Source organism: Mycobacterium sp. IS-1742 (genome assembly GCF_001500125.1).
In the GTDB taxonomy this organism is placed as follows: domain Bacteria; phylum Actinomycetota; class Actinomycetes; order Mycobacteriales; family Mycobacteriaceae; genus Mycobacterium.
The window spans coordinates 57,434-72,118 of the sequence record NZ_LQIV01000005.1 but is presented as its reverse complement, the minus strand read 5'-3'; the positions used below and the strand labels follow the sequence as shown (position 1 = coordinate 72,118).

Sequence of the window (14,685 nt, the reverse complement as noted above, 5' to 3'; positions counted from 1 at the left end):
GCGGTCTACCGCGTCGACGAACCGAACGGCAGCAGGGCCACCTCACGGGCGTTCTTCACGGCGACCGCGATGTCGCGCTGATGCTGCACGCAGTTGCCGGTCACCCGGCGGGCACGGATCTTGCCGCGCTCGCTGATGTAGGTACGCAGCAGTGCGGTGTCCTTGTAGTCGATGTCCTGGCCCTTCTTGGAGCAGAACACGCACTTGCGGGTCTTGACCGGCTTCTCCGGTGCCGGCCGCCGCTTGTTGGACTTGGCCATATCGCTATCTCTTTCTCAATGTTCTTTCGGGAGTGCTTCGGGAGCCACTCAGAAGGGGGGCTCGTCGTCGGCGCCGCTGAAGGAGCCCGATGCCGGGGCGCTGCCCCACGGGTCCTCGGCCGCAGCCGCCTGTCCACCACCGCCGCTGCCACGGGATCCCCCGCCGCCACCGCCACCGAAGCCGCCGCCTCCGCCGCCGCCTCGGCTGGCCTTGTTGACCTTGGCCGTGGCATACCGCAGCGAGGGGCCGATCTCGTCGACCTCGACCTCCATGACGGTGCGCTTCTCACCCTCACGGGTTTCGAAGGACCGCTGCTTGAGCCGTCCGGTCACGATGACCCGAGACCCCCGGGTCAGGCTCTCGGCCACGTTCTCGGCGGCCTCGCGCCAGATGTTGCAGCGCAAGAACAGCGCTTCGCCGTCCTTCCACTCACCGCTCTGGCGGTCGTAGATCCGCGGCGTGGACGCCACGGTGAAGTTGGCGACGGCCGCACCGGACGGCGTGAACCGCAATTCCGGATCGGCGGTCAGGTTTCCGACGACGGTGATGGTGGTGTCACCAGCCACTGGGTCCTCCTGAAATGGACGGCATGTTGGGCGCGAGCCTACGCAAGGCGAATGACACCCGGAGCCGTTCGGTGATCAGTGCTTGTCGGTCCGCATGACCTTGGTGCGCAGCACCGACTCGTTCAGGCTGAGCTGACGGTCGAGCTCGGTCACCGTGGCGGGGGCGGCCTTGACGTCGATCACCGCGTAAATGCCCTCGGCATGCTTGGCGATCTCGTAGGCGAGCCTGCGGCGGCCCCAGATGTCCACCTTGTCAACGCTTCCGCCGTCCTTGCGGATGACGTTCAGGAACGTCTCCAGCGAGGGAGCTACCGTGCGCTCGTCAAGTGTGGGGTCGAGAATGACCATGATTTCGTATGGACGCATTAGAACCTCATCACCTCCTATGGTCGTAGTGCGGCCACGGCGAATTCCGTGGCAGGAGGGTCGCCTGCGTCGGCAACCTGCCCAGGCTACAGGAGACGGGTCTGAGCTGCGAAATCCGTCGGCTGCTCTTCGGGAGCCGGTGGCGGGGCCTCGACCCGGACCCGCCGGGCCGACGGCTGCAACCAGTCGGGCAGCCAGCGCGGCGGATCATCGGGCGCCCGGTCGAAGACGCCGCCCGCCGGGTCGTCGACGCGCCCGCCGGCACGGACCAGATCCAGTTCGGGGCGGTAGATCTGACGGATCACCAACGCGCACAACGTGATCACCGCGACGTCACGCAGCAGCACGGTCGCGGTGAACCACTGTTCGGGCAACCCGCGGTTCGCCTCGCCGTAGAGGTAGAGCATGCGGGGCACCCACACCAGCGCGTCGATCGTCATCCACGCCAACAGAATCCGCCGGTGCGGCAGCGCCAGCACGGCCAGCGGCACCAACCACAGCGAGAACTGCGGACTCCACACCTTGTTGGTCAACAGAAACGCCGCGACCACCAGGAACGCGAGCTGCGCCACCCGCGGGCGCTGCCGTGCGGTCAGCGCGATGTACCCGATCGCGATGCAGCAGGAGGCGAACAGCACCGCGGTGACGGCGTTGAGAATGGTCGGCGGCTGCCAGAATCCGAGGTCGGTGTCGAAACCGCGCCACCCGGTGAACGACTTCACCACGTTGTACAGCGAGTCCATGTCGTCCCCGCGACGGGTGTTCAGCCGGAAGAACTCCGACCACCCTCGTGGGAACAGCACCATGATCGGCAGGTTCACCAGCAGCCAGGTGACCGCCGCCGTCGCGGCCACCTTGGCCACTTCGCGCAGTCTCCCGGTCCGCACCGCCAGCAGCGCCAACGGCACCAGCAGCAGCAGCGGATACAGTTTGGCCGCCACCCCGAGGCCGATCAACGCACCGGCCAGCACCGGTTTTCGCCGCGCCCAGGCGAGCATCGCGCCGACCGCGAAAGCCGTTGCCAGCGCGTCGAAGTTGGTGAAAATCTGGAAGATCACCAGCGGTGACGCGGCCACCAGCGCCGCATCCCAGACCCGGCGGCCGGCCAGCATCGCCGTCGCCCACACCGTGGCCAGCCAGGCCAGCGCCAGCCCGAACGCGGCGATGTTGAAGAACATCACCACCTCGGCGACCACCGGGACCGACACCGCGCGCGTGACCGCGGAGTACGTCTTGGCCAGCGCCATCGACACGTACTGGTACAGCCCGGTCAGCACCGGATACTCCATGTACCGCACGGCGACCTCGCCGTCGTGGGTGATCCGCGGATCACCGCTGCCGTCGACCTCGATCCAGCTCGACTTGTACGGGAACTTGCCCTGGTTCAGCAGTTCCGCGGTGTAGAGCGGCACGGTGTCGGAGTAGCAGAGCTGGTAATAGGCGCGGTTGTTCTCCCAGTTCGCCACCCGCTGATCGGCCGACCCGCTGCCGGTGGACTGCAGACACGCGGCCTTCGTCGAATAGCCCAGCGCCAGGAAGGCGACCGCGATGATCAGCATGACGCGCAGCGGTGTCAAAAACCGCTGCCTGCCGATCAGCGCATGCCGGCCCACCGGGCCGCCGACGGTCTCCGCGAGCGCGGCACCGATGGGGTCGGTACGGCTCGGCAGGTCGCGGTCGTCGGCGCTGCGCAGGTCGTGCGCCAGCGGCGCCGGCGACACCCACCGGGGTTCCGGTTCGGCCCGCTCCTCCTCGGGCGCCGTCACGGAGGCGGCGGCGGACCGGGCGGCACGGGCACACCCGGGGCGACCGGCGGCGGCGGAACACCCGGCGCGGGCGCGACGGGTGCGGGCACCCCGGGCGCGGGCACCGGCTGGCCGATCGGTGGCGGCGGGCCCACCGGGACCGTCGTCGGCGGGCCCAGCGGGATCGTGATGCCGGGGGCGACCTCCAGCGTCGGCTGGATGACGGTCTGCGACGGCGTCGGCGGTGCGGTGGTCGTGTAGGTCTGACGCGGCGGCGGCGCCTGCGGCACACCGGCGTACCCGCCGATCTCCTCGGGCTCGGGGAACTCCTCGTTGTCGGTGTCCTCGAGCGCGCCGTCCATCGTGGCCTTCCAGATGTCCGACGGCAGACCCGAGCCGTACACCGGCGAGCCCCACTTGTTCTCGAGCGGTTTGTTGCCCTCCACGGTGCCGACCCACACTGCGGTGGACAGCGACGGGGTGAACCCGACCATCCACGCGTCGCGGTTGTCGTCGGTGTCGCCGAGCTGGTTGGTCCCGGTCTTGGCCGCCGACGGCCGCCCGCCCGCCAGGGCGTGACCGTTCGAGTACGCGGCGATCGGCTGCATCGCCGCGGTGGCGTTGTCGGCCACGTTCTTGTCGATGCGCTGCTCGCCGCTGTTGTCCTCCTGGGCGGCGTCGAACAGCACGTCACCCTCGGAGTTGACGACCTTCTGGACGAAGTGCGGCTTGTGGTAGACGCCGGAGGCGGCCAGCGTGGCGTACGCCGAGGCCATGTCGATCACCCGGGACTGGTACTGGCCCAGCACGATTCCGTTGTTCGGCGGTCCGCCCTGCCCGTCCTCGCTCAACGTGTGCTCGACACCCGGGAAGCTCTCGGGGATACCCGCCTCATGGGCGGCGTCGGCCACGTCCTGGGGCCCGTTGTTGAGATCGAGCATCAGGCGGTAGTAGCTCGTGTTCAGCGAGCGCTTCAGCGCCTCGGCGATGTTGCAGGTGCCGCAGCTGTTGCCCTCGACGTTGCTGATCTTGATGCCGTCGACCTCGAGCGGGGAGCTGTCGACCTGGTAGCCCAGGCCGATGCCCTGCTGCAGCGCGGCCACGAGCGCGAAGACCTTGAACGACGATCCCGTCGGCAGACCGGCCTGGGCGAAGTCGAACCCGTTGGCGTCCGAACCGCCGTAGTACGCCTTGACCCCGCCGGTCTTCGGATCGATCGACACCACCGCGGTGCGCATGTCGGGGTCCTGACCGTCCAGGTACTCCGCGACGGCCTCCTCGGCCGCCCGCTGCGCCTTCGGGTCGATCGTCGTGGTGATCTGCAGACCCTCGGTGTTGAGCTGCTGCTCGCTGATGTTGAACAACTCGAGCAGTTCGCGCTGCACCTGACGCTCGATGAGGCCGTTGGGGCCGGTCGTCTGGTTCTGGGTCTGCGCGACGTCGGGGGGCACCGTCGGCGGGAACACCTGCGCGGCGCGATCGGACTCCGAGAGCGCCCCGATCTCGACCATGCCGTCGAGCACCCAGTTCCACCGGTCGGCGGCGCCCTCCGGATCGACGGCCGGGTCGAGCGCGGACGGACGCTGGATGAGCGCGGCCAGCAGTGCGCCCTCGGCCACCGTGAGCTGCTCGACCGGTTTGTTGAAGTACGCCTTCGACGCCGCCGCCACGCCGTAGGCGCCGCGTCCGAAGTAGATGATGTTCAGATACGACTGCATCACCTGGTCCTTGGACCACTCGCCGGACATCTTCGTCGAGATGACCAGCTCCTTGGCCTTGCGGGTGATGCCGCCCAGCCCGCCGCGCTCGGAGCCGACGAGCGCGTTCTTCACGTACTGCTGGGTGATGGTCGACCCACCCTGCAGGTCGCCGCCGAACAGGTTGTTCTTGAACGCACGGGCGAAGCCGGTGAACGAGAACCCCGGGTTGGAGTAGAAGTCGCGGTCCTCGGCGGCCATCACCGCGTCCCGCACGTGGACCGGGATCTGGTCGATGTTGACGTCGACGCGGTTGCCCTCGGGCGGGACGATCTTGGCGATCTCACTGCCGTCGCTGGCCAGGATCGTCGACACCTGATTGGTCCGGATGTCGCCCGGGTTGGGGACGTCGACGATCATGTACGCCATCCCGAACGTGACCAGCGGCAGCACGATCAACACCACGGCCGCCGTGATCAGGCCGCGCCGGACCCACCTCCAGTTGACGCGCTCACGCCAGTGCCGACGCCCGCCGGGCGGCGGACCGGACGGCCCGTCGCCACCGCCGCCCGGACCGCGCGGCGGCGGCGGCTTCTGCGGCGGGCTGCCTTCCAGAGCGGCCTTGACCACGTCGATCGGATCACGCAGATGCCGCGGCTGTTCGTCGCGGATCGCCGGCAGGATCGCCGTGCGGTTGTCGTCGGGCGCCCGCGGCGGACGGTTGCGCGGAGCCGGTTCGGGTGGCCTTTGCAGACGACCCTGCACCGGGCCCTGAGGCGGACCGGGCGGACGGCCCCGATCGGCGTGCCGCGGGCCCTTGCCGAACGCCGGGTCGGATCCTGGAGGCGGCGCGCCGACACGGTCAGCCGAGTGTCCCCTGCGGACATCGTCGACCGGCCGTTCGTGGCGCCCTTCGCTATTCACTCGCCGTACGCGCGCTCTTGCGCGCCGGCCGGGTACCGCGCGGGGCCTTGGGCGGCCGCACCGCGCCGAGCACATACGACTTCACCAGATGATTCCATTCACAGGTTCGGCATACCTCCACCACATGTACGGAGAACTCGTCGAACTTGGTGGCCAACAGGACCAGCTCCTCGGCGGTGCGCGCCGACCCCGACACCGGGCCGAGGTGATCACCGAACACCCACGACACGAGCGTCAACTGCTCTTTACGGCAAATCGGGCACATCACCGAACTGGGCTTGCCATGGAACTTCGCGGCGCGCAGCAGGTAGGGGTTGGCGTCACAGACCTCCGAGACGCCGGTGCGCCCCGAGTAGACCTCGGCAAGCAGGGACCGGCGCCGGAGCGCGTAGTCCACCACCTGTCTCTGCAATCGCACGGTGACCAGAGTACGTCGGCCCACTCGAGGCCGGTGTGAGACGCCGCAACGTCACCGCCGATTCCGCGTCTGGTCTGCGGTATCGCCCATCGAACTCTTACGATCTCGGCGTGGCAGTGAGCAGCTCCGGGCGGCGGACGGCGGGGACCCGGGCCAAGGACAGCGACCGCAACGACACCTGTCAGGTGCTCGACACCGCGCTGAGCGAGGGACAGCTGTCGATGGCCGAGCACGGGGAGCGGGTCAAGGCCGCGACCCATGCCGCGACGCTGGGCGATCTGCAGGCGCTGGTGTCGGATCTGCAGACCGGCAACGCACCGGTGCAACTCCCGGATCTGAGCCGCCCCAAACCCCCGCGCCGCATCTCCGCGCCGACGGGCTGGGGAGTGAAGGCGGCGATGGCCGCGGTTCTCGTCGTGCTCGGCATGTGCATCGGCTGGGGGCTCTACGGCAACACCAGTTCGCCGTTGGACTTCCAGAGCGATCCGGGCGCCAAATCGGACGGCATCGAACCCGTCGTGCTCACCCCGCCGCGGCAGCTGCAGTCCCTCAACGGATTCACCGGGCTGTTCGAGCAGATGCGGCAGCGGTTCGGCAGCACGATGGGCTACGAACTGGACATCCACTCCGACTACGCGTCGCTGGACCGGCCGGACCCGACCGACAACCGGCGCCAGCAGAACTACGACTACCGCGGCGGCTGGGGTGACCCGTGGGGTTCGCCCAGCACGCTGAGCAGCGACGACCGGCTCGTCGACCTGGCGAGATTCGACTACGAGAAGACCCTGGCGGTGATGCGGGGCGCGCCCGACACCCTCGGGATGAACCGGGCCGACGTCACCGACACCTGGGTGCGCGTCGGACCGTCCGGCGATCCGGCGACGCCCGACCTGGTGGCCGTCGAGATCGTCGCGAACAGCGATTTCGGCACCGGGCGGATCGAATTGTTCCCGGACGGCACCACCAAGGCGATCTGGCCGCCGAGCAGCTGAGCGGCCGGTCCAGGTGACCGGCAGGCAAACAGCAGGCAACGCCCCGTGTGGCGTCGAATATATCGGCGCGATACTATTCAACGAGGTGTCGATGCGTCGTAGCGACGGTGCGGATCGTGAGGGGGTGGTTCCGGGTGCTGGAACTCGCCATTCTCGGTCTGCTGCTCGAATCGCCGATGCACGGCTATGAACTGCGTAAACGCCTGACCGGTCTGCTCGGTGCGTTCCGCGCCTTCTCGTACGGTTCGCTGTACCCGGCGTTGCGCCGCATGCAGGTCGACGGGCTGATCGTCGAGGACGCCGCGCCCGCGGGCACAGTGACGCGTCGACGGGCCCGGCGGGTCTACCAGCTCACCGACGCCGGTAAGCAGCGCTTCGCCGAGCTCGTGGCGGACACCGGCCCGCAGAACTACTCCGACGACGGATTCGGTGTGCATCTCGCCTTCTTCAACCGCACCCCGGCCGAAGCCAGGATGCGGATCCTCGAGGGTCGCCGTCGTCAGGTGGAGGAACGTCGCGAAGGTCTGCGTGAAGCAGTGGCGCGGGCCAGCAGCTCATTCGACCGATACACCCGGCAGTTGCACCAGTTGGGGTTGGAGTCCAGCGAGCGCGAAGTGAAGTGGCTCAACGAACTCATCGCGGCAGAGCGTCTCGGGCAGGGGAGTCCGGACAACACGTGAGCACAGCCTTGAACCGGGGCGACCACAGGCAGCACCACCGAATTTCAGTAGGAGAGGGAGAGAACGGCCATGACTGAGCACGCAGGAGACATCCGGGTCGCCATTGTCGGCGTCGGCAACTGCGCGTCCTCGCTGGTACAGGGCGTCCAGTACTACAAGGACGCAGACGAGAACGCGACCGTGCCCGGTCTGATGCACGTTCGCTTCGGGCCCTACCACGTGCGCGACGTCAAATTCGTCGCCGCCTTCGACGTCGACGCCAAGAAGGTCGGTTTCGACCTGTCCGAGGCGATCTTCGCGTCGGAGAACAACACCATCAAGATCGCCGACGTGCCGCCGACCGACGTCGTCGTGCAGCGCGGCCCGACCCTCGACGGCATCGGCAAGTACTACGCCGACACGATCGAGGTGTCCGACGCCGAGGCCGTCGACGTGGTCAAGGCGCTCAAGGACGCCAAGGTCGACGTGCTGGTGTCCTACCTGCCGGTGGGTTCGGAGGAGGCCGACAAGTTCTACGCCCAGTGCGCGATCGACGCAGGCGTGGCGTTCGTCAACGCGCTTCCGGTGTTCATCGCATCCGACCCGGTGTGGGCGAAGAAGTTCGAGGACGCCGGCGTGCCGATCGTCGGCGACGACATCAAGAGCCAGGTCGGCGCCACCATCACCCACCGCGTGATGGCCAAGCTGTTCGAGGACCGCGGCGTGCAGCTCGACCGCACCATGCAGCTCAACGTCGGCGGCAACATGGACTTCCTCAACATGCTCGAGCGTTCGCGCCTGGAGTCCAAGAAGATCTCCAAGACCCAGGCCGTGACCAGCAACCTGCAGCGCGAGTTCAACACCAAGGACGTCCACATCGGCCCGTCCGACCACGTCGGCTGGCTCGACGACCGCAAGTGGGCCTACGTCCGCCTCGAGGGCCGCGCCTTCGGTGACGTACCGCTGAACCTGGAGTACAAGCTCGAGGTGTGGGATTCGCCGAACTCGGCCGGCGTCATCATCGACGCGGTCCGCGCCGCGAAGATCGCCAAGGACCGCGGTGTCGGCGGCCCCGTCGTCGCCGCGTCGGCGTATCTGATGAAGAGCCCGCCGCAGCAGCTGCCCGACGACGTCGCCCGCACGCAGCTGGAAACCTTCATCGAGGGCTGACCTCCTCCACGTTGACTCTGCGTCCAGGGTGTGCGGCTCTCGCACTTCTCCACCCTGGGCGCAGAGTCGTTTCATGAGTAGGTTCGATCCGTGGTCACCGACGCTGAACTGCTCAACCTCGACGAATTCGCCCTGCTGCCCGAGAACGCCGAGCAGATCGGCGCCTCCGAGATCCCGCCGGCGGCGCGCATCGAGGCCGGACCGATCAGCGCGATCAAGTGGGGCGACGACGAACCGCGCGTGATCTTCCTGCACGGCGGCGGACAGAACGCGCACACGTGGGACACCGTCGTGCTCGGACTGGGCGTGCCCGCGCTCGCCGTCGACCTCCCCGGACACGGCCGCTCCGCGTGGCGCGAGGACGGCGACTACGGACCGAAGCTCAACGCCGAGACGCTGCGTCCGGTCCTGCGTGAGTGGGCGCCGCGGCCGCGGCTGGTCGTCGGGATGTCGCTGGGCGGGCTGACCGCGCTCCGCATCGCGGCCACCGAACCCGCGCTGGTGCCCGAACTGGTGCTCGTCGACGTCACCCCGTCGGCGCCCGAACGCCACGAGCAGATGACCAAGGCCCAGCTCGGCGCCGTCGCGCTGGTGCAGGGCGACCGCACCTTCCCGTCGTTCGAGGCGATGCTCGACGTGACCGTCGCCGCCTCGCCACACCGCGATCGGAACTCATTGCGCCGCGGGGTGTTCCACAACTCCAAGCGGCTCGAGGACGGTACCTGGACGTGGCGCTACGACTCGTTCCGCAAGGGCGACGGCTTCGAAGGACTGTGGGACGACGTCCCCTCGATCACCATGCCCACCACGCTGGTGCGCGGGGCGAAGTCGTTCTTCGTCAACGACGAGGACGCCGAGGCATTCGCCAAGGGCGCGCCCGGTTTTCAGCGCACCCACGTGGTCGAGAACTCCGGGCACTCCGTGCAGGGTGATCAACCGCGGGCGCTGGTCTACATCCTGCGCGGGGTGCTGTCCCGTCAGAGCTGAACGAGCGGTGCGCTCACCCGGTATCCGAGGTCCCGCAGAATCCCGAGCTCGATCGGGCTCAACAGGCGGGCATGCGGGCCGACACCCGCCATGGCGTTCATGACCTTCTGGTTCACGCCGGTGAAGGTGTCGTCGTCCAGATGGTGCATCGAACTGCCGGACATCCACGGCGTCGGCGTGAAGAGCGGAACGAAGCCGCCGTAGGCCGCAATGGCGTTGGCTCCGCCGAAGTACAGTCCGCCGTCCTGACCGATCAGGTACGGATCGTATTGCGTATCCCAGACGTGGTCGGAGCCGATCGGACGCCGCCCGTCGGCCGCCACGATGAAGCCGTCGAAGATCAGCCAGCTCCGGTCGGTGTTGTCGCCCGGGCTGCCGACGCCGGTCATGAAGCCGAATGAGTGCAGGATCTCGTGGATCGCCGTGGAGGTGAAGTCGAACTCGTCGGGTCGGACGGTCTCGCCGAGTCCCCACCTGTTCGCGAAGTTGAAGGCGATCTGACCGTCCGACGCCTCGCCGTTGGAGTCGACGCCCGAGATGATCTTGTTCTGCACCACGGTTCGCCAGTAACCGTCATCCTCGCTGAGGGGCTCGCTGTACGCCCACGCCAGCGTCCGTGAGGTGGCGTCCTCTTCGCCCAGGACGTCGTAGGTGACGGTCACCGCCCGGGTGACGGTGAAGTACTCCACCAGCTGGTCGGCGACGTTGTTCAGCGCCGCGCGCCGTTCCGGGGTCCAATGCTCGGCTCCGTCGCGGTAGGCGAACGTGAACCTGATGGCGCGCTGGTTGACCAGATTGTCGGCGCTGGTGCCGACCCGGCGGAACGGGTCGAGCAGGTTGACATGCGGTCCGACGTCGACGGCGACCACGCGGAAGGTGTCGACACCGTCGAAATCCGCTCCGGGCGTGTAGGTGTAGGTGCCGTCGGCGTTGACATGCACCGACCCGGATCGCGGCCCCCGGGTGACGACGTAGAACAGCCGGTCGCCGTCGGGATCGACCGCGCCGATCGTTCCGACCACCGGGCCGTCCAGCTTGCCGCTGATCTGGATAGGCGCAACATTGGGCGCCTGGTTGAAGAAGGTGCGACGGGTCGCCCACAGCGCCCCCTCGAGGTGGTACTTGGCCTGGTTGTCGACCGGCAGCGAGTTGATCCAGCCCTGCGAATCGTCGGTCCAGTTCGAGATCGCCCGCCCGGTGACCTCACTCCAGCTGCCCGACGACGGCGCCTTGGGGGCCAGCGAGCGCGCCTGCGGTTGGGACTTCGCCTCGGGGGCAACGGCTTCGGAATTCTCGTGTGCGGCCGACGGAGTGACGTGGTCCTCGTCGTCGTCCTGGTCGACCTCGGGTTCGTCGGCGTCCTCGGGTTCGTCGACTTCCGGTTCGTCTTCTTGTTCGACGTCCTCGTCTTCGGTGTCGTCTTCGTCGTCGACTTCGGGTTCGTCGTCCTCATCGACTTCGGTTTCGGCGTCGTCAGCGTCATCAGCGTCGGCGTCCGCGGCGCCCTCGGTGTCCTCGGTGTCCCGATCCTTCGCGTCCGACGGTTTGTCGTCCGATGCGGAGGCACTCGCCGAGGTCGAGGACTCCCCCGCGGTCTCCGCGGCGGCCGTACCGACCTGCGGACCCAGTAGCGAGAACCCGAGCAACCCCGCCCCGACGCCTGCCGACGCCGCCCCCAGCTGCAGCCAACGCCGGACCGCAAAGCTCTCCGATCGGCGCACGCCCCGACGACCCGCCATGATTTGACCCCTCCGTTATTTATGTGCGGGGAACGTATCCCGCGCGCAGCGCGGACCGCAGCAAATTCGTTGAAATCGCAACCGCGTGTCGCGGCGGCAACCGGTTGTTCACCTGTTCATCGCCTGCTGCACGTCCGATTGCCGTAGGTTTCCGCGCGATCGGTCGCTCAGCCCGCGGCCGTGCGGACGGAAGGATCCTGCCTGCCATGGCGTTAGTGCCGTTGAATCTCCCTGTGTCGCACGACGGGAAGTCGAAGCGTCAGCACATCACCTGCCGTTACAAGTGCGGCGATGCCTGCTCCAAGCCGGTTCCCAACACCAGCGGCAACGAGTATTTCGGCGACATCGTCAAACAGGTCTCGCGGCGCTCGATCCTGCAGGCCACCGGCGTGACCGTTCTCGCTGTCGGCGCCGGTTCGGTGCTCGCCGCCTGCGGCAGCGACGAGGCTCCCCCGGCCGCGAGCCCGTCGGCCCAACCGCTCGAACCGCGCCCCGGTATGCGGTTCACCCCCGTCGCCCCCAACAGCGAGGACGCCGTCGTCATCCCCGACGGGTACCAGCAGGCGGTCGTGATCAGCTGGGGCGACCCCGTGCTGCCCGGCGCGCCGGCGTTCGACCTCGTCCGGCAGAGTGGCGCCGCGCAACGCGGGCAATTCGGCTTCAACAACGACTTCGCCGCCCTGCTGCCGGTGGACGGGCAACCCGACCGCTTCCTGCTCGTCACCAACTTCGAGTACGTCACCCCGCAGTTCATGTTCCCCGGCTACAACCCCGACTCCCCCACCCGCGACCAGTTCGACGTGGAGATCGCGGCCATCGGCATGGGCGTGGTCGAGGTGGAGCGCACGCCGCAGGGGTTCACACCCGTGATGGGCCGCTACAACCGGCGGATCACCGCCGACACCCCGTTCACGCTGACCGGTCCGGCGGCAGGCACCGACTTCGTCAAGACCGCGGCCGACCCGGACGGCCGCACCGTCGCCGGGACCTTCGCCAACTGCGCCGGCGGTGTGACTCCCTGGGGCACAGTGCTTTCCGGCGAAGAGAACTTCCACAGCTACTTTGGCGCCGCGGAGGGGTCCCCGCCTCCGGCACCGGTGGACGCCGACCGACAGGACCGCTACGGCGTCGCACTCGAACCCTCGGAACTGAAGTGGGAGACCTTCGATCCCCGATTCGACCTCGCTGCGACACCCAACGAGGTGAACCGGTTCGGCTACGTCGTCGAACTCAATCCGTGGGATCCGCAGTCCACGCCCGTCAAGCACAGTGCACTGGGACGGTTCAAACACGAGGGGGCCAACATCCACGTCGCCGATGACGGCACGGTGGTGGCCTACACCGGCGACGACGAGCGCTTCGACTACCTCTACAAGTTCGTCTCCAGCCGGAAGATGCAGCCGGGACGTGAGCCCGCCGCGATGACGCACAACATGGGCATCCTCGACGAGGGCACGCTCTACGTCGCCAAGCTCTCCAGCGACATCCCGGCCGGCGAGATCGACGGCTCCGGCGCCCTGCCGAAGAAGGGTTCGTTCAGCGGTACCGGCACCTGGCTTCCGCTGTTGCGGTCCGGGCCGGACGGACAGGCCGAGTCGCTGGTCGACGGTGTCAGCGCCCAGGAGGCCGCGGTGTTCACCCGCATGGCCGCGGACAAGGCCGGCGCCACCAAGATGGACCGACCCGAGGACGTCGAAGCGCACCCGACCACCGGCAAGGTCTACGTCGCGCTCACCAACAACGACGAGCGGGGCGCCCCGGGTGAGGCTCCCGTCGACGCGGCCAACCCCCGCAACGACAACAAGAGCGGGCAGATCCTCGAGATCACCGACGACCACGCCGGCACCGGCTTCACCTGGGACCTGCTGCTGGTGTGCGGTGACCCCGCCGCCGCCGACACGTACTACGCGGGCTTCGACAAGACGAAGGTCAGCCCCATCTCGTGCCCGGACAACCTGGCGTTCGACAGCCACGGCAACCTGTGGATCTCCACCGACGGCAACGCGCTGGACTCCAACGACGGCTTGTTCGCCGTCGCGCTCGACGGCGAGAACCGCGGTGAGACCAGGCAATTCCTCACCGTGCCGATCGGCGCCGAGACCTGCGGTCCAGTGGTGACCGACGACTTCGTCACGGTGTGCGTGCAGCATCCCGGCGAGAACGACGACAACAGCATCGACGATCCGGTGTCCCGCTGGCCCGAGGGCGGCAACGGCACGGCGCGGCCGTCGGTGGTCGCGGTGTGGAAGGCCGACGGGCAGATCGGCGTGTAGAACGAGCCGCGAGCAGACGCAGAATCGCGTTCATCCGAGGTAATTCACGCGAGTTTGCGTCTGCTCGCGAAGGGATAGATTGAGGCATGACCTACCGCGTACGCATCGGTGTCCAACTGCAGCCCCAACACTCACCGGAGTACCGCCACATCCGTGACGCGGTACGCCGCTGTGAGGACCTCGGCGTCGACGTCGCCTTCAACTGGGATCACTTCTTCCCGCTGTACGGCGATCCGGACGGCGCCCACTACGAATGCTGGACCATGTTGGCGGCGTGGGCGGAGCAGACCTCGCGCATCGAGATCGGCGCGCTGGTCACCTGCAACTCGTACCGCAATCCGGAACTGCTGGCCGACATGGCCCGCACGGTCGACCACATCAGCGACGGTCGGCTGATCCTGGGTATCGGTTCGGGCTGGAAGCAGAAGGACTACGACGAGTACGGCTACGAATTCGGCACCGCCGGAAGCCGGCTCGACGATCTCGCGCAGGCGCTGCCACGGATCAAGTCGCGGTTGGCCAAGCTCAACCCCGCACCGACGCGGGAGATCCCGATCCTCATCGGCGGTCAGGGTGAGCGCAAGACGCTGCGCCTGGTCGCCGAATATGCCGACGTCTGGCACGGTTTCACCGATCGCACCACCTACCCCGCCAAGGCCGACGTCCTCGACCGGCACTGCGCCGACGTCGGCCGCGACCCCTCGGCCGTCGAACGCTCCTCCGGCGTGCCCGAGAGCGGGAAGGACGCGATGCTCGCCGAGGCGGATGCGCTCGTCGGCCTGGGCGTCACCCTGCTGACCGTCGGTGTGAACGGCCCGGACTACGACCTGACCGCCGCCGAAGCGCTGTGCCGTTGGCGGGACAGCCGGTAGCGATCCGCCCCCGCGG

Annotated in this window: 13 protein-coding genes; 6 read left to right on the top strand and 7 right to left on the bottom strand. The window is 68.1% G+C overall.

Translation table 11 applies throughout. The features are described from left to right. Window positions 1–5: 5 nt before the first annotated feature. The 6 genes from rpsR to AU196_RS04615 form a co-directional block, all read right to left on the bottom strand. Window positions 6–260, bottom strand: coding sequence for a 30S ribosomal protein S18 (rpsR, locus tag AU196_RS04640; protein WP_011562738.1), 255 nt, complete (start codon window positions 258–260; stop codon window positions 6–8). Between the two features lie 48 nt (window positions 261–308). Beyond that, complete coding sequence (locus AU196_RS04635; protein ID WP_059093921.1) at window positions 309–827, bottom strand: single-stranded DNA-binding protein; 519 nt, start codon at window positions 825–827, stop codon at window positions 309–311. Between the two features lie 75 nt (window positions 828–902). After that, a complete protein-coding gene (rpsF, locus tag AU196_RS04630; protein ID WP_011562740.1) occupies window positions 903–1,193 on the bottom strand; it encodes a 30S ribosomal protein S6 in 291 nt (96 codons plus the stop codon). A gap of 86 nt (window positions 1,194–1,279) precedes the next feature. Further along, window positions 1,280–2,914 carry a glycosyltransferase family 87 protein gene (locus AU196_RS04625; RefSeq protein WP_059093994.1) on the bottom strand — a complete coding sequence of 545 codons (1,635 nt, stop codon included), beginning with the start codon at window positions 2,912–2,914 and terminating at the stop codon, window positions 1,280–1,282. A 41-nt stretch (window positions 2,915–2,955) separates the two neighbouring features. Further along, entirely contained in the window at window positions 2,956–5,388 is a 2,433-nt protein-coding gene (locus AU196_RS04620) for a transglycosylase domain-containing protein (protein ID WP_059093993.1), read from the bottom strand. A gap of 163 nt (window positions 5,389–5,551) precedes the next feature. Further along, window positions 5,552–5,977 carry a DUF5318 domain-containing protein gene (locus AU196_RS04615; protein WP_011562743.1) on the bottom strand — a complete coding sequence of 142 codons (426 nt, stop codon included), beginning with the start codon at window positions 5,975–5,977 and terminating at the stop codon, window positions 5,552–5,554. Between the two features lie 110 nt (window positions 5,978–6,087). Between AU196_RS04615 and AU196_RS04610 the strand changes: the two genes are divergently transcribed. The 4 genes from AU196_RS04610 to AU196_RS04595 all read left to right on the top strand — a co-directional run bounded on the left by AU196_RS04610 (window position 6,088) and on the right by AU196_RS04595 (window position 9,785). After that, the gene (locus AU196_RS04610; protein ID WP_059093920.1) at window positions 6,088–6,969 is read left to right on the top strand and encodes a DUF1707 SHOCT-like domain-containing protein; all 882 of its coding nucleotides are present in this window, start codon (window positions 6,088–6,090) and stop codon (window positions 6,967–6,969) included. 134 nt (window positions 6,970–7,103) lie between these two features. Further along, window positions 7,104–7,649 carry a PadR family transcriptional regulator gene (locus AU196_RS04605; RefSeq protein WP_011562745.1) on the top strand — a complete coding sequence of 182 codons (546 nt, stop codon included), beginning with the start codon at window positions 7,104–7,106 and terminating at the stop codon, window positions 7,647–7,649. Window positions 7,650–7,718: 69 nt separating this feature from the next. After that, a complete protein-coding gene (locus AU196_RS04600; RefSeq protein ID WP_059093919.1) occupies window positions 7,719–8,798 on the top strand; it encodes an inositol-3-phosphate synthase in 1,080 nt (359 codons plus the stop codon). Window positions 8,799–8,888: 90 nt separating this feature from the next. After that, entirely contained in the window at window positions 8,889–9,785 is an 897-nt protein-coding gene (locus AU196_RS04595; RefSeq protein WP_059093918.1) for an Rv0045c family esterase, read from the top strand. Here the strand turns inward: AU196_RS04595 and AU196_RS04590 are convergent. Beyond that, window positions 9,776–11,524 carry a cadherin-like domain-containing protein gene (locus AU196_RS04590; protein ID WP_059093917.1) on the bottom strand — a complete coding sequence of 583 codons (1,749 nt, stop codon included), beginning with the start codon at window positions 11,522–11,524 and terminating at the stop codon, window positions 9,776–9,778. The two genes, AU196_RS04595 and AU196_RS04590, sit on opposite strands and share 10 nt — an antisense overlap. Window positions 11,525–11,730: 206 nt before the next feature. On the opposite strand from AU196_RS04590, the gene AU196_RS04585 reads away from it, so the two are divergent. Both AU196_RS04585 and AU196_RS04580 read left to right on the top strand, forming a co-directional pair. Beyond that, window positions 11,731–13,797 (top strand): PhoX family protein, encoded by a 2,067-nt coding sequence (locus tag AU196_RS04585; RefSeq protein ID WP_059093916.1) that lies wholly within the window; start codon window positions 11,731–11,733, stop codon window positions 13,795–13,797. 86 nt (window positions 13,798–13,883) lie between these two features. Continuing rightward, complete coding sequence (locus AU196_RS04580; RefSeq protein ID WP_059093915.1) at window positions 13,884–14,669, top strand: LLM class F420-dependent oxidoreductase; 786 nt, start codon at window positions 13,884–13,886, stop codon at window positions 14,667–14,669. Window positions 14,670–14,685: the final 16 nt, after the last annotated feature.